Here is a 14,777-nt window from a genome sequence, read left to right as displayed (position 1 = left end):
AAAAACAGCCAAGGCCTACATCCTCTACCGGGACCAGCATGCTAGCCTGTGAGAGATGGTCGCCCAGACTAACCTTGACCTGATTGACGGATATTTGCAGCAACTGGACTGGCGGGTTCAGGAAAATTCCAATATGTCCTACTCTCTGCAGGGACTGAATAATTACATCTTAAGTGAACTCAGTCGCACCTATTGGCTCAAAAAGATCCATTCTGCCGAGGTGCCGCCAGGCCCATATCCAAGGAGATCTCCACTTCACGATCTCAACCTGCTCTCGGTGTACTCTGGGCGGAGGGCGATGCCTGGGTAGGGTTTTCACCTTTCCAATTCCACCTACAACTACAACGTCACCGCAGACCTTGACTGGGAACATGCAAGCCTGGAACAGCTCTGGCAAACCACGGCCCGGTATGGTCTGCCCTACTTCGCCAACTTCATCAATTCCGATCTTCGTCCCGACGACGCCCGTTCCATGTGTTGTCGCTTAGCCCCAATACGCGGGAGTTGTAAAAACAGGGCTGTGATTTTTTTGGGCGCCCTCCTGATCGGCTCCAGGCTTGGCGTGGTAGCCATCAGCTTTGGGCTATCAGACCGCTGATAAATACGTTTTTTCGAACAGGTTGCATCGACAGGCTATTTGATTACGTTACCAAGCCTTGGACCTAAAGGCACCATAGAAACGTTACTCATATCTCGCCGGGATTGAGGTCTACAGCGACGCCCTCCTTAGTTCGATGCAATTGATCAATAGCAGTGGGAAGAGCCCAATTTCAGGACCATTATTGATCGTTCCAGGCTTACCGAAAACAACCTGAAATTGATTTGATCTTTGGTTCCCAAATGTTCCAGCCACATGATTCAACATTATCGATATTGATTATCCCTCCCTCTAGATAAATTTTCCTTTTGCCACCAAAACATGCTCTTGACTGAAAAAAACATCATTCAAAACACCAATCAAAGGACGCCTGTTTTTTATTGGTCTCATATGCACTTTTATATTGACATAACCTTTTTGATATTATGCAATACTCCTATTTATACACGACATATATGCATATGTGTTTTTCATTGATTTGTATCTTTATCACTATAAAATAATTATCTATTTATTCACCATGAGACTTCATTTTTTCCGTAACAAAATTTGCATTCTATTATGTTTTTTTTGTTTAGCTTCCATAACTCACGCAAAAAAGCCTCCTCAGCCTGCCCCCCCTAAAACGATTGTCCAACACCTGATGGCTGATGTCCAGAAACGACGCTACAAGAATGCGGAACGAACCCTTGCCACATTGCTCGAACAAAAAAAGCTTTCAGTGAACGGTTTACGTTTGCTTGAAGAGGTCTACGCAGATCCCTTATTCTGTACACAACCAAATCAAATTGAAGAGTGGTACAAGGCAAGGAAAAAATCCCATTTTCCCAAAGTAATTTTGGGGAGTTGCCTTGCTAAAGAGGCGTGGCGTATCCGAGGAAATGGTCCGGTAAAATCAGTCTCCATACAACAACGAACCACTATTAATAAGCTATTGCATCGGGCTCAACTTGCACTCGAGTCAGCCTGGGCAATGCAGCCCCAAGACCCGCAAAGCGCTTCCCTTCTTATTAGCGTGTCGTTGCTCCAAGATCAGACAATTGACGTCATCGACGCATGGTTCAGAAAAGCAATCGAAGCCGACAAATGTTGGATGGCTGCCTATCGAGCTAAATTCTATACCATTCTTCCGATGTGGCGCGGCAGCAACCGTGAACTCATGAATTTCCTGCGCACTTGCGTCAATGAGTCCCCTAAAGGAAGCATTGTCTATACCCTTCCACTTGAACTACTCAAGATGAAGATCCTTCGTCCTACCCGCCTGGATATCATGGTTGCCATTTTTCCAGAAGGGGGGGAGAAAGCTCGGCTTATTGATAAGGCTATTAATCAATATCGGTACGATTTTCCCCATTCACCGTGGCCCGATTTTTACCAAGGGGTAAAGAACCGATACCTTTTCAATAACGAGGAATCGATCTCTGACTTTGCTAAAGCACTATTGCGGGATGTCGATAACCAGTGGGCCTTGGCGGCACGATCCGAGGTTTTATATAACTTAGGCCACATTGATGAAGCTGAAGCCGATCTTCTCCATCTTATACGCATTGCCCCTGAAGACGCGCGCACCTATGCCCAATTGGGCGCTTTACGGATTCTGCAGCACAATGATGTAGATAAAGGTATAGCACTCTACAAACAAGCCTTTCGCCTAGAAAAACGGGATACGGTCCAAGCGGTTTACTCCTTTGACCTTGGGGATATTCTTGCTCAAAAATCCCACTACGAAAAAGCGATTGTATATTTCACCAATGCGCTGGAAGCTGACCCCACTTTCAGTCGTGCTCGTTTGAGGAGAGCCGATATCTACGAACTTACCGGTAAACCGCAGGAGGCACTGGAGGATATACTGGCACTTGCTAAGCTCGACCCTAAGTTTGCAGAAATGGCCAAACAGAGGGCCGAGCAACTTATTCGATCTCAGGCCCAAACAAATCCACAACCTCCCCAGCCTCCCTCTCAAGCGATTGAGACGACACCTGATCTCGAACCTTCCCTACCCCCTTATCCCATACAGGCCACTGAAAATTCTCTACCTCCCATCCCCCTATCGGCTCCGGCTAATGATCCCCCCCAAGATTTAGATGATTGTGAAAATTTGTATTTTCGCAGGATGCCGCAAGAGGCAAAAACATGTGTCATGGAAGTTTTGCAAACGACTCCAAGGCACGCGGCAGCACTCGCACTCCAAGGAAAAATTGCCTCCGATCTTGAAGCAGACCAGCACCTGGCTGCAAAATTCTTTGGTGCTGCAGTCAAACAGGAACCACAAAACGAACGATATATCTTTGAATTCGGCAGAGCCCTTTATCTTGATCATCAGTGGGAGCAAGCTATCACAGTCTATTCCAAACTATTGGAGGTCAACGGGACACTAGGCGAAGCCCATTATCAGCGTGGGCTTTGCTTTGAGGCGGTCGGCCGCAATGAAGAGGCGATCAAGGACATGCAATTGGCAAAGATGTATGGTTTTGCCTCACCAGAACTGGATTCATTCCTACAAAGGCACACTCCGCCACCTCCGGTCCCTCTGGTAAATGAGCAAGAGGAACAGCGGTGGACTGCAGAAGAAGATCTACGAATGGGGAGATTTGACCAGGCTGAACATGCGTTTCTCTTGATGTTGCAACAGAATCCTCAAGATGATTACGCCCTTTTTCAACTTGGCCAAATTTACAGTCAGTGGAAGAGAAATTCAGAGAAGGCACTGGAGTATTATGGCCGGGCAATAGCTGCCAATCCCAAACGCCCTGAAATTTACCTCTACAGAGCTGCGCTTTATAGCTCACAGGAAAAATTTGAACTTGCAGCGGAAGATTACAGCAGTATGCTCGAAATTTCGCCGAACAAGGATACAATTCTTGCCGATCGAGCCCATTGCTACATGCAACTTGGAGAATACACCAAAGCTGAAACGGATCTACGGAAAGCACTCGAGAACGCTCAATCTGGAAAAGATGAGTACACCCGGCTACTTGCTGTAGTTTCGGCTAAGACAGGAAGCACTATAGGGCACAAACAAGAAACAGCTCCATTCTATGTGGCGCGGGGAATTCAGCTTGCTTCTCAAAATAAACCCCAACAAGCAAAGGATGATTTCCTTACAGCAATCTCTCTTGAACAGAATAATTTTTCGGCTCATTACGAACTCGGTTGCCTCTATAAAGAGAAATTTAACGATCGAAAAAATGCGCTCACTCACCTCAATAAGGCAATAGAGTTGCATTCGTCAGATGCTTCATTCTTCCTGGATAGAGGATTAGTGTATTATGAATTAAAAGAATATTTGAAAGCAAAATCTGATTTTACATCAGGGTTACAAATAGATAACAACAGCGCCCAACTGTATTACTACCGTGGAGACTGCAATAAGGAATTAGGACTGAAAAACGAAGCCAAATATGACCTTTTACGAGCAAAATCCATAGATCCCAGTTGGGGAGATGCTGTCACGGGCCTGTTAAAAGAGATGAAATCTTGACATTTTCCAAACAACAAAAGCACCCACAAGTAAAGCCTGCACCATAACCGATAGTTCCGGCGTGGCCTCCTTTGCTGTTCAAGCCGGAGCCTATAGGATCCAGGCCCACTACCTGGGCTATGACTTTATGATCGAGCAATCGAAACACCAGCAGTCCTCTCAGCCAGCCTGACCATCCCCCATCGCGATATGGTCGTAACCGTGCTCAGGGATCTGGGAGAAGGTGAAGAACCGGTCTCTGGGCTGCGCTGTTACCTCTACTCCATGGACGAAGGCGAGGGACTCAACGCCACTGACCTCTACGCAGACAGCGACGATCAGGGCATGGTCCATTTCCTGGTGCCTGAAGAACTGCCCTATTACGCTGTGACCACCCTGCTTGGCCAGGAGTTCATCAGTCAGGAATTTGAGGGCGAGGGCATCCTGATCATCGAACTGGGCCGCATGATCGTTACCGTACGTGACTTCGATCTGGCCACTGAAACCGATCCTGATGGCCTGGTACAAGGGGCCGTGGTGACGCTTTGCACCACCGACGGGATACCCATGCGCCAAGAGCTGATCACCGGGGCCGACGGCCAAGTTCGCTTCACCCTGCCCGAGGGCCATTACCACCTACAAATCACCTACGACGACCAGCAGTTTTGGAGTGGGGATATCAGCATCTACCCCTTTTGGGACACGCCGGTGGAAATAATAGATGGTTATGGAGGAATGCTCAGTCGCCTCCACGATCCCCATCCACCTCTCTGGCACGGGACCCAACCCCAATACCGGCCAATGCTGGCCCTGTTGTCTGGATCACTGGCCGGAATGTTGAATACCTCGGCAACCCCGGTTGCCGACGCGCCCCAAGTGTTCTATTATCTGAACGATCACCTGGGTACAGCCCAACTGCTCGTCAACGAGGCCGGAACCGTAATCTGGAAGGGAGAGACCCAACCCTTTGGCCAGGTGACCGAGGCCATCAACCAGATCGGACACCGCTTCCGCTTCCCCGGTCAGATGGTTGATCCTGAGAGTGGATTGCATTATAATTGGCACAGATTTTATGATCCAGAAACGGGACGATATATATCTGCTGATCCTATAGGGTTGGGTGGAGGGATGAATCTATATTCGTATGTCGTTCAAAACCCGATCAATTGGAGCGATAGACTGGGGTTAGCTCCAGGTGATAAATTTGGCACAGTAGACGCTGCTGCTATTGATGCAATCGATTATTCAATGCCGAAATCTGAAAAGGCAGACCGAGAATATGGTGGATATGTTTATGGTACACCAGATGGGATGTATTCATATGCAGCGCCTGTTGAAGGTGATAAATCTGGAATGAACACCGATGACTTTAATTGCATTTCAGAGGATACAAGTAAAGAAGGGATTTACCACACTCATCCTGGCGATGGCAGAATGAGTCCTTACTTTTCACCTTTTGACACTATAACATCAGGGATACAAGGTGTTCCGATCTATCTTGGAACAAATAAAGGTATCATTAAAAAACACACTCCTGGAGTGGGGGATAAAACTCTGAGGTATTAATGAAATGAAAACGAAAACTATCTTGTTTATATTTGTTTCTTTGCTACTCAGTGCTTGCTCAGGGATTAACGCATCTGAAAATTTCGATCAGCAAAAAGCAATTGAGATAGCTGCTTCGGTAGCTGTCGACAACTCGTATGATATAACAGGCCAAGATGTTGAAATCCTGAAGGTTAGCGATAGATTTGACAGGGGACCTATCAGATTATCATGGGTTATTGCCCGTCTGTCATCCAAAGACGAGGTAAGGCGGATATTAAAGAGTAATTTTTGGATAATTTACTTTTACCCTAAAAATTTTCTAGAAGGTAGTGGCATGCTGGGTGGAGGATTTTGTTCTATAATTGACATGGATACCGGTGAAGTGTTACATCATTTCAAGGATATGTAATCATCCATATCTTATTTTTTTCTTTTACGTAAACTGCTGCAGAAAAAAAGGGCGCATTTATTTTCTGACTCAAGTTTCGGGCTTTCATCTTTGGTTAAACCAAAACGCCTAACACGCTGGAATAAGACCTTTTTACGGCTTCGTCCGGTGCAACGGTTTATTGGAGATGAACGCAAATAAGGCCCGCACCAAGATATCTCTTCCGCCAACCTGGACCTCAATGCCGCCACCGACACCGACGGGACTCTGCAATGAGGAGACAGGGGTCAAGTCGTTGCTTGACTCTTTTAAGCTCCATTCCATATCATCACAGAATGGTAAGACCACTGCGCAAAGAGTACCCGAATACCTGGTATCACGCAATGAACCGTGGGAGGCGTGGGGAGAGCATCTTTACTGAGGCTAGTGACAATGAGTGTTCATTGCCCTGTTCATGAGGCCTCAGAGATGCTTGCTCTATTGGGCTCCGCATACTGTTTAATGTCAAAATCATTAACATCTTTTTGAAGTCTTAAAAACGGCATCCATGGTCAGAGCAACGAACCTCGAAATGTTGCAATATATCTTGCAAGATAACGATCCGGTCTGCGTCTTCAGGTAATTGGCAGGCCATTTGGACTCACAAGATACAGCTCCTCAGTGAGTAGCATTGTTTGCAGGACAGAGCAGCAATTGTTACGCGATCGTTACTTTCGTGTCCGTGTGTGGGAAAGATCTTAGAGCAGCTCCACAAGAGCCAAGCAAAAATTTGCCTCCTTTGTTCTGCAATGGAACCTGCCTCTGCAACCCTATACGGTCCAAGCCCTCTATCTAGGCCGCCCCTATTTCAGCGAAACCTTCACCGACGATGATTCTAGCGTGCTCATCCCCGAAGGCATGCCGAGGGGCACACTCCTTCAAGGCGGGACCGCCCTGGCCAACACCATCCAGGTCCTCGCCATCAGCGACAGCGATCCCCATCATCCTCAGGTCCTGATCACCAACGAAAGTGGTGTAACCGAATTCCGTCTGCCCGCAGGCGCTTACACCTTTAAGGCACCCCTTCAGGTGGCTCAATATTGTCTTAGGCAATATCAAAAATGCTCTTCGAGGAACCTACCACCCCCTGAGCGATAGGCATCTTCCACGTTACTTGGCAGAATTTTGCTACCGATTCAATCGACGTTTCCGGTTAGCCGCCATGGTAGAACAACTGGCATCGGTAGCATTACCCCCCCTCCGATTCCTCAGCGCTTGCTTAAGCCGGCTGAGGCTCGATGGTAATCAAATAAAATTTTAAGCATGACGAGGTAAGCGCCAGACTCCGCGAGATTGGCAGAAAAATCTAATTATTCAAGACACACTAAAGTAAACGCGAGAAGGCCGAGGCCTTTATCACCGCCACGACCTCCCTGCCCTCTTCGATTTCAAGCTCGCGGACCGATTCAGGAACAATCTGGGCAATCAGTGTTTCTGAACCAGAGCCTAGTTCCAGGCGCACCCGATTGCCCACGGTGAACATTTTACGCACCGTACAGGGCAGTAAATTCCGTGCAGAGGTTGCCTCTGGATGGCGCTTAAACAGAAGAATTTCCCGAGCGTCGAGTTCAAAGACATTTTCTTCGTTTTCACCACACTCCGTAAGGATTAGCTCCTGCTCGCCCCAGGTATAGGCCCAAAGATCCCCATGGGCTCTGGGCCTTCCTAAAGTAATCAGATTGGCATATCCTTGCCTTGACGCCCCCCAAATCTTCTGCGCCAGCGCTTCAGAAGTCATGCTTTTTTCCACGCATCCTTCTTCAACCAGAAGCACCTGCTCGGTCATAAGCCGCATCTCAACCAGAGAATGGGAAATAAAGACCAGAGGAATATTAAATTGGCTGAAAACCCTGGTCAGGTACGGAATGATTTGAAATTTCAGGTCTTCATCCAACCCGGTTAAGGGCTCATCCATCAAGATAAGACGAGGACAGGTAAGCACGGTTCTCCCGAGTGCCACCCTCTGGCGCTCACCACCGGAAAGCAGATTAACCCCACGATCAAGCAGGGGCTCCAAGTTGAGGACTTCGATAATCGCATCAGCATCTATCTGTCGCTCGCGTTCCGGAGTTCTCTTCAAACCATAAAACAGGTTCTTTCGCACCGACATATGCGGAAAGAGGTGGGAATGCTGAAAGACAACTCCGACCCGTCTTTTATCCGGGGGCAGATTCACTTTGGAAGCGCTATCAAACAGCACAGTATCGTTCAGACAGATGGAGCCGCTATCGGGTTTGCGCAGACCAGCAAGCAAGTGCATCAGGGTGGACTTCCCGCTGCCTGAAGGACCAAACAGACCTATGCGGTTGCCATCAAGGTGAAAATTTGCCTGAAAATCAAACTCCCCCTGGCGCTTCTCCACATGTATATCAAGTTGCATTGTTACTTCCTTTTTATGGATTTATTGGCCAGGGAGTTAGCGAGAAGCACCAGAAAAGAGAGGAGGATGGAAACCAGGCACAGGGAAAGCGCCATTTTATCCCCACCTGGGGTACTGGTGTATTCATAGATCGCCAGGGGAATAGTCTGTGTCACTCCGGGAATGTTTCCGGCAAGAATAATGGTGGCACCAAACTCTCCAAGACTTCGGGCAAACATCAGGGTCATGCCAGCAAAGACAGCTCTGCCAGACAGCGGCAGGGTAATGGTAAAAAAAGCATCCCAGCCACTGGCACCGAGGGTGCGGGCGGCTTCACGATACGAAGAATCAACAGACTCCATACCGAGGCGAATTGAGCGAACCAGCAGTGGGAAACCGACCACAGCCGAGGCAATAATCGCACCGGTCAGGGTAAATATTATTTGAATATCCAGATGACTGAGCCAGGAACCGATGAATCCCTTGCGGCCAAACAGAAGAAGAAGCAGGTAACCAACAACAACAGGCGGCAAGACCAGGGGTAGATTGATGATTCCCTCAATCAGGGTCTTTCCCGGAATTTTTGTATGCACAAGCAGATACGAAATACCTATGCCAAGCGGTGTTGCCAGCAAGGTGGCCGAACAGGCCACCTTGAACGAAAGAAGGATCGCATCAAGATCCGAGGGTTGTAAAAATGCCATAAAACGACCTGGAGAAAAGCGCTCTGTAAAGAGCGCTCGAGTTTTTGGGAGCAGTTACTTGGCCGGGCTAAACCCGTACTTCTCCAGTACGGCAACAGCTTCGGGAGAACGGAGAAATTCATAAAAGGCCTTGGCCGCCGCATTGTTTGCACCGGTTTTGGTCAAGGCAAGGGGATAGCTTACAGTTTTATACAGCTCCTGGGGTACCTCAAAAAGAATACTGGCCTGGGTAGCCAGCAGCGCATCTGTCTTATAGACAAAGGCCCCTGCGGTTTCTCCACGATCCGCGTACGCCAGCGCCTGACGCACATCCTTTGCCAGAGCCAATTTATTTTTTTCCTGCATGGTTGCATAGATACCTGCCTTTGTCATGGCCTGGGCCGCGTATTCACCAGCAGGAACACTTTTAGGGCTACCAATGGCGATCTTTTCCAGCTGCAAAATATCGTCCATCTTGGTCACGGCGGGGTTGGGTGTGCCAACAAAAACAAGGGTATTATTTGCCAGGATCACCTCGCTTTTAGCATCGATCATCTCCTGATCACGTAGAAAATTCATCCATTTCTGATTGGCCGATATATACACATCGGCTGGAGCCCCCTGGTTAATCTGCTTGGCCAACCCACCAGATGGCCCAAAGTTGGGAATAACGGTATCCGTTCCCTTTGCAGCATAGAGGGCAATAACGTCTTTCATGACATTGGTCATACTGGCTGCGACGGAGAGTCGCACAGTTTCACCGGCCTGAGCAGAAGCAATGAGAACGACAAAGCCCAGCAGAAGGCCTGTACAAATTTTAGCAAGTGATTTCATCGTGTTTTCCTCTTGAGGTTAACTGTTTCAAGGAATTTGAAACAACTTCATGGTTACATCGTTTTCAAGTCAAGTACGCGCCCTTTAGGCGACGGCCAACAATACGTCTGAAGCCTTGATGACGGCATTAATGGACATCCCCTCTTTCAGCCCAATTCGACGCACACTCTCTGAGGTCAAGATTGAGGTCACGGTATTGCCGCCACTGAGATCTATGGTCACCTCATCGTTGACCACTCCTGCGACAATGCGCGAAATGGTCCCGCTGAGAATGTTACGGGCTGATATTTTCTTTGGATCGACCTCAGGGGAAAGCATAACAGAAGGTGCCTTGACAATAGCCAGGGCCTCCGAACCAATTTCAAGGCCAAGCCGTAGCACTGAATTTTCGGTGATTACTGAGACTATCTGATCTTTTCCTCGCAGGTTCAGAGTGACAACGCTGTTGACAGCTCCACGCTCAATCTGAGCAACGGTGCCGAGCCAGACATTTCTCGCACTGATTTTCATTTCAATTCTCCGCAGCGTTTTCAAGGTGGTGAAGGCTTCTTCAGGGTGATAGTAGAAAAAACTCAGGAAGCTGTTGAATTCTCGTTGCAGCAGGTTGGATTTTTTTAAAAATTCATACCCTGCTTCGGTTAGAACCGTCCCTCCCCCACCACTTCCACCGACCTGACGGGTGATTAACGGCTGCGGACTGATATTATTGATGGTCTCAATTCGTTCCCAGGCGGCCTTGTAGCTCATGCCCACACTCTTCGCTGCCTGGTTGATCGATCCACAGGATTCAACTTCCTCGAGCAGGGCGACCACTGGATTTTTTTCTTCAGAGCCGCCGATCATGTGTTGCAAAAACATTGCCTCTGGAGACGCGGGTACCTTTTTCTTCCTCATTTGTGATTCCTTTTCCTCGTTACCATTTACCCGTTATTCATTTTTCGGATAACGAAATACGAAAAAAAACAATTTTTGTAAAGCAGCAAGCATGCCAAAAGAAGAGAGTCACGGCCAGGCAGAGATAAAGACAGGCTGAACTACAGGATCTTGCAGGTTGTAAAAATTATTTTCCTCCCAAACAGCCCTTGCGAAAAAAACAGAGGAAAAGCGACAAAAATGAAACAAGAGGCGACATTTTTATCAAACGGGTACAAATGATACCACCCCCTGATCAAGGATGCTGATGAGTGCACACAAATGCAGGTTATAGATCGAACTGGCTGCGTCTATACTGAATGGCCTCAGCAAGGTGTGGAAATTGAATGTGTTCAGAGTCATCAAGATCGGCAATGGTGCGGGCTATTTTCAAAATGCGGTGATAGGCTCGGGCGGAAAGCCCCAGACGACTGATGGAGGTATGCAACAGGTTAGCTGAGTCACGATCAAGTTGGCAAAACGTTTTTACCTCCTTGGCTCGCATCTGGCCGTTGCAATGTAACTGAGTGACAGGGGCAAACCGTTGCCGCTGGAGCATACGTGCCTGATTCACCCGGCTGCGTATAGTCTGCGAGGATTCGCCACGGGGCTGCCCAAGCAGATCCTGCACCGGAACAGCAGGTACTTCCAAATGCATATCAATACGATCCAGTAAAGGGCCGGAGATGCGACTCCGGTAGCGTTGCACCTGCAACGGCGTGCAGCTACAGGGACGGACCTGATCCCCTAAATAGCCGCAAGGACAAGGATTCATTGCAGCGACCAAAGTGAATCGAGCCGGAAAGCTCAAGGTGGTTGCTGCTCGGGCAATGGTGACGGTGCCGTCTTCGAGCGGTTGACGCAGCACCTCCAGGACATGTTTTTTAAACTCCGGAAGCTCATCAAGAAAAAGAACACCGTTATGGGCCAACGAGACTTCTCCTGGGCGTGGCACCTGTCCACCACCGATCAGCCCGGCATCGGAAACCGTATGATGGGGCGATCTAAACGGTCTGGTCACCAAGAGAGGGGTTTGCTCGGGCAGTAATCCGGCTATGGAAAAAACTTTGGTTGTCTCAATGGCTTCTTCAAAGCTGAGATCGGGCATGATCGAGGGCAGGCGGCGCGCCATCATGGTCTTACCTGTTCCGGGAACACCACAGAGCAGGAGGTTGTGCCCACCCGCAGCAGCTATTTCCATGGCCCGTTTTACTGTATCCTGGCCTTTTACTTCACTAAAATCAACCTCATAGGCTCCTTCATCATGAAATAGCTGGTTTGGCTCAAGGGTACGGGGCTCCAGAACGCTGCGACCGGCCAGGAAATCCACAGCCTGATGCAAGTGCGTGATACCGTAGGTTGCTATGCCCTGAACAACAGCCGCCTCCTCCAGGTTTGCCTGGGGGACGAGGAAACGGGTTGCACCATGGGCAAGTGCCGCCATAACCATTGGTAAAACACCAGGGACCGGCTTGACACTTCCATCAAGGCTCAACTCACCGACGATCGCAGTCTTTGCCAGTTCACTTTCAGGAAGCAGACCATTTGCCGTGAGTATACCTAGGGCGATGGGCAGGTCGTACGCTGTTCCTTCCTTTTTGACTGCGGCTGGTGCCAAATTAACCGTGATCCGCCGCTGTGGAAACTCGTAGCCACCGTTTTTAATGGCAGCACGTACCCGATCCTTGGCTTCCCGGACAGCCCCTTCAGGCAGGCCGACTGTAGAAAATGAAGGGAGCCCCTGGGCCAGGTCCACCTCAACTTGCACGGGTAATCCATCCACACCGCTGACTGCGCAGCTGTTCACTTTGGCGAGCACGAACTATTCACCTCGTAGAGATTGTTCATTGCCTTGGTATACTCTCCGTTTTTTTGGGTATAAATGTACAATGGAGCAAGCAGATCAAACTGCTCGCCTCCATTCTTAACCGCCTCTACCACAAGCAACCGGGCTGTCTCAGCCTCGGGATAGGAGTAAATGGGCTGCATTCTTTTGGGCATCAAGCGCCGCTGCATCAAATTCTGAAGCAGTCCAGCCCCTCGGCGTGCCGGGTAGACAAAGACGACCTTGCCCCTATTTTTAACCGCATAGGCAGCCCCTTTGATAAAATCATCCAGCGAACCGCTGAGTTCATGCCTGGCCGTGGCCGCCTGGTTATCCTTGTTGATACGTCCGCCACCAGGGCTGCCATACGGCGGATTGCAGACAACCAGATCATAGGATTCCGGCCTGAGTATTGTTTGGATTCGGGTGACACTGGCCTGGTAGAGCTGCATACGGGAGTCAAAGCCATTTGCCCTGATGTTGGCCCTGACGCAGTCGGCCAATTCGGGTTGCAACTCCAAAGCATGCACAGCAAGCTCGGGAAGGCGGTACGCTAGAATAAGCCCTATAATACCGCAGCCACACCCTAGATCAAGCACCTGTTGACTCGGACTGGGATGAACAAACTGGGCTGCTAAAACAGCATCCAGAGAAAAGCGATACCCCTGGGCAGGCTGAGAACAGAGGAGTTCTCCGGCAAACAGGGTATCATGGGTCATATCCGGGGGTGAGGTGATCTCAGACAAGGAAGGGTTTTCCACTATAATAAGTAAACCTGAATCCGTGAGCATTATTCAGGGTAAAATGAAAGCCGACAAGCACCTGCCTCTATTATTTCGGCGCTTAAAGGTGCGGAAGGTGCTTTACAAGCCACAATTTCTGTTTACCATTTGTCTACTTGACGGTGCAAGCCAGATTTACGGCAACAGGCGGGCACGGATATCAATGTTTTGTAAGTAAAGGAGCAATATATGGATGTCTTCATAAAAACACATTTTTCCGGCGGCCATCATCTGCGTGCCTACCCTGGTAACTGTGAAAACCCGCATGGCCACAACTGGAAGGTCAAGGTGACCGTTCGCGCCCATGAGCTCGATTCCCTCGGTATGGGGATTGATTTCAAAGACTTGAAAAAGATTGTTCATGGAGCGGTGGACGAACTGGATCATCGTGATCTTAATGAACATCCAGCCTTTAAAAAAATTAATCCCTCTTCAGAGCATATCGCCATGTACCTCTTTGACACACTTGCACCCCAGCTGCAAACCGAACGGTATGGACTCTACAGCGTAGAAATTCGGGAAACGGATAGCAGTGGTGTAATTTATTATGGCAAGTGAACCGCTCCAAATTTCTGAGCTTTTTTACTCTCTTCAGGGGGAGTCGACCTGGGCGGGATTACCCTGCCTCTTTGTCCGCCTGGCGGGATGCAACCTGCGCTGTTCCTACTGTGATGCCCGCTACACCTACGAGGAAGCTGCCCAAATTTTGCAGTGCGAGGAGATTCTGGACTGGATCAACCAGCACCCAGGGGTCATGGTTGAATTCACCGGTGGCGAGCCCCTGCGCCAGCAGGGGATCTACCCTTTGCTCCACAGCCTTATTGAACAGCAGCGGACCATTTTGCTTGAAACTAATGGCAGTCTGCCTATCTGTGGAGTGTCTGACTCTGTGCATATAATCATGGATGTAAAATGCCCGGATTCGGGCATGGCTGCCCACAATCTTGCCGAGAACCTGCAGGTGCTTTGTGAACGGCAGCAACGAGGGGCTCGAGATGAGATAAAGTTTGTCTTGAGCTCGGTGGATGATTTCCATTTTGCCCGTGAACAGGTCCTCGCCCACCAACTTGACAGGCTTGTACCGGTTCTTTTCTCGCCCGTCATTACAAAGTTTCCCCCCGAGGAGCTTGCCGAGCTCTTGCTGAAACATCAACTCGGTGCCCGTTTGCAGCTCCAACTCCACACCCTGCTCTGGCCAGAAAAACTGCGTGGAGCCTGACCCCCCTCCTCACTTGTCACGCAAAATCATATCACTCCCATTTTGCCAGATCCTTTGAGCACGTTTGCCCAAACAGGACGTTACTTTCTTCGTTTTCTTCTTTTGTCAAAGGGTTATTCGTTTTATACTT

14 protein-coding genes and 1 pseudogene are annotated in these 14,777 nt (G+C 49.1%); 8 read left to right on the top strand and 7 right to left on the bottom strand.

The genetic code is table 11. The annotated features are described in order from the left end of the window. The first annotated feature begins 55 nt into the window (after positions 1–55). The 5 genes from JWJ90_RS07295 to JWJ90_RS07275 all read left to right on the top strand — a co-directional run bounded on the left by JWJ90_RS07295 (position 56) and on the right by JWJ90_RS07275 (position 6,015). On the top strand, positions 56–310 hold the full coding sequence (locus JWJ90_RS07295) for a hypothetical protein (RefSeq protein WP_205226545.1): 255 nt from the start codon (positions 56–58) through the stop codon (positions 308–310). 69 nt (positions 311–379) lie between these two features. Next, positions 380–598 carry an anaerobic ribonucleoside-triphosphate reductase gene (gene nrdD, locus JWJ90_RS07290; RefSeq protein ID WP_205226604.1) on the top strand — a complete coding sequence of 73 codons (219 nt, stop codon included), beginning with the start codon at positions 380–382 and terminating at the stop codon, positions 596–598. A 643-nt stretch (positions 599–1,241) separates the two neighbouring features. Next, a complete protein-coding gene (locus tag JWJ90_RS07285) occupies positions 1,242–4,079 on the top strand; it encodes a tetratricopeptide repeat protein (protein ID WP_205226544.1) in 2,838 nt (945 codons plus the stop codon). Between the two features lie 201 nt (positions 4,080–4,280). After that, the gene (locus JWJ90_RS23715) at positions 4,281–5,624 is read left to right on the top strand and encodes an RHS repeat-associated core domain-containing protein (RefSeq protein WP_338032299.1); all 1,344 of its coding nucleotides are present in this window, start codon (positions 4,281–4,283) and stop codon (positions 5,622–5,624) included. A 4-nt stretch (positions 5,625–5,628) separates the two neighbouring features. Then, positions 5,629–6,015, top strand: a complete 387-nt coding sequence (locus JWJ90_RS07275; protein ID WP_205226542.1) for a hypothetical protein — start codon at positions 5,629–5,631, stop codon at positions 6,013–6,015. Positions 6,016–6,825: 810 nt separating this feature from the next. Here the strand turns inward: JWJ90_RS07275 and JWJ90_RS07270 are convergent. Beyond that, complete coding sequence (locus JWJ90_RS07270) at positions 6,826–7,086, bottom strand: hypothetical protein (RefSeq protein ID WP_205226541.1); 261 nt, start codon at positions 7,084–7,086, stop codon at positions 6,826–6,828. Here JWJ90_RS07270 and JWJ90_RS07265 point away from each other — a divergent pair. After that, positions 7,058–7,278: pseudogene (locus JWJ90_RS07265) on the top strand (transposase); the annotation flags it as partial. The gene JWJ90_RS07270 and the pseudogene JWJ90_RS07265 overlap by 29 nt on opposite strands. 79 nt (positions 7,279–7,357) lie before the next feature. Here the strand turns inward: JWJ90_RS07265 and modC are convergent. The 6 genes from modC to JWJ90_RS07235 all read right to left on the bottom strand — a co-directional run bounded on the left by modC (position 7,358) and on the right by JWJ90_RS07235 (position 13,392). After that, on the bottom strand, positions 7,358–8,413 hold the full coding sequence (gene modC, locus JWJ90_RS07260) for a molybdenum ABC transporter ATP-binding protein (protein WP_205226540.1): 1,056 nt from the start codon (positions 8,411–8,413) through the stop codon (positions 7,358–7,360). A gap of 2 nt (positions 8,414–8,415) precedes the next feature. Next, positions 8,416–9,096 (bottom strand): molybdate ABC transporter permease subunit, encoded by a 681-nt coding sequence (gene modB / locus JWJ90_RS07255; RefSeq protein WP_205226539.1) that lies wholly within the window; start codon positions 9,094–9,096, stop codon positions 8,416–8,418. A gap of 54 nt (positions 9,097–9,150) precedes the next feature. After that, the gene (gene modA / locus JWJ90_RS07250) at positions 9,151–9,909 is read right to left on the bottom strand and encodes a molybdate ABC transporter substrate-binding protein (RefSeq protein ID WP_205226538.1); all 759 of its coding nucleotides are present in this window, start codon (positions 9,907–9,909) and stop codon (positions 9,151–9,153) included. Between the two features lie 84 nt (positions 9,910–9,993). After that, complete coding sequence (locus JWJ90_RS07245; protein WP_205226537.1) at positions 9,994–10,803, bottom strand: TOBE domain-containing protein; 810 nt, start codon at positions 10,801–10,803, stop codon at positions 9,994–9,996. A gap of 307 nt (positions 10,804–11,110) precedes the next feature. Beyond that, positions 11,111–12,640 (bottom strand): YifB family Mg chelatase-like AAA ATPase, encoded by a 1,530-nt coding sequence (locus JWJ90_RS07240; protein ID WP_205226536.1) that lies wholly within the window; start codon positions 12,638–12,640, stop codon positions 11,111–11,113. Then, positions 12,625–13,392, bottom strand: a complete 768-nt coding sequence (locus tag JWJ90_RS07235) for a tRNA1(Val) (adenine(37)-N6)-methyltransferase (protein WP_205226535.1) — start codon at positions 13,390–13,392, stop codon at positions 12,625–12,627. Before JWJ90_RS07235 ends, JWJ90_RS07240 begins: the two co-directional genes overlap by 16 nt. Positions 13,393–13,617: 225 nt before the next feature. Between JWJ90_RS07235 and queD the strand changes: the two genes are divergently transcribed. Both queD and JWJ90_RS07225 read left to right on the top strand, forming a co-directional pair. Continuing rightward, positions 13,618–13,986: a 6-carboxytetrahydropterin synthase QueD gene (gene queD / locus JWJ90_RS07230; protein WP_205226534.1), complete on the top strand. Its 369-nt coding sequence runs from the start codon at positions 13,618–13,620 to the stop codon at positions 13,984–13,986. After that, on the top strand, positions 13,976–14,647 hold the full coding sequence (locus JWJ90_RS07225; protein ID WP_205226533.1) for a radical SAM protein: 672 nt from the start codon (positions 13,976–13,978) through the stop codon (positions 14,645–14,647). Before queD ends, JWJ90_RS07225 begins: the two co-directional genes overlap by 11 nt. Positions 14,648–14,777: the final 130 nt, after the last annotated feature.

The sequence above is a fragment of the Desulfobulbus rhabdoformis genome, from assembly GCF_016919065.1.
Lineage (GTDB): Bacteria > Desulfobacterota > Desulfobulbia > Desulfobulbales > Desulfobulbaceae > Desulfobulbus > Desulfobulbus rhabdoformis.
This window is presented reverse-complemented; position numbering and strand designations above follow the sequence as displayed.

Bases quoted from the DNA above. Each gene is read 5' to 3' on its own strand.
- JWJ90_RS07295 (WP_205226545.1), top strand. From the start codon at position 56: ATGGTCGCCCAGACTAACCTTGACCTGATTGACGGATATTTGCAGCAA.
- JWJ90_RS07285 (WP_205226544.1), top strand. From the start codon at position 1,242: ATGGCTGATGTCCAGAAACGACGCTACAAGAATGCGGAACGAACCCTT.
- JWJ90_RS07225 (WP_205226533.1), top strand. From the start codon at position 13,976: ATGGCAAGTGAACCGCTCCAAATTTCTGAGCTTTTTTACTCTCTTCAG.
- JWJ90_RS07275 (WP_205226542.1), top strand. From the start codon at position 5,629: ATGAAAACGAAAACTATCTTGTTTATATTTGTTTCTTTGCTACTCAGT.
- queD (WP_205226534.1), top strand. From the start codon at position 13,618: ATGGATGTCTTCATAAAAACACATTTTTCCGGCGGCCATCATCTGCGT.
- modA (WP_205226538.1), bottom strand. From the start codon at position 9,909: ATGAAATCACTTGCTAAAATTTGTACAGGCCTTCTGCTGGGCTTTGTC.
- modB (WP_205226539.1), bottom strand. From the start codon at position 9,096: ATGGCATTTTTACAACCCTCGGATCTTGATGCGATCCTTCTTTCGTTC.
- modC (WP_205226540.1), bottom strand. From the start codon at position 8,413: ATGCAACTTGATATACATGTGGAGAAGCGCCAGGGGGAGTTTGATTTT.
- JWJ90_RS07245 (WP_205226537.1), bottom strand. From the start codon at position 10,803: ATGAGGAAGAAAAAGGTACCCGCGTCTCCAGAGGCAATGTTTTTGCAA.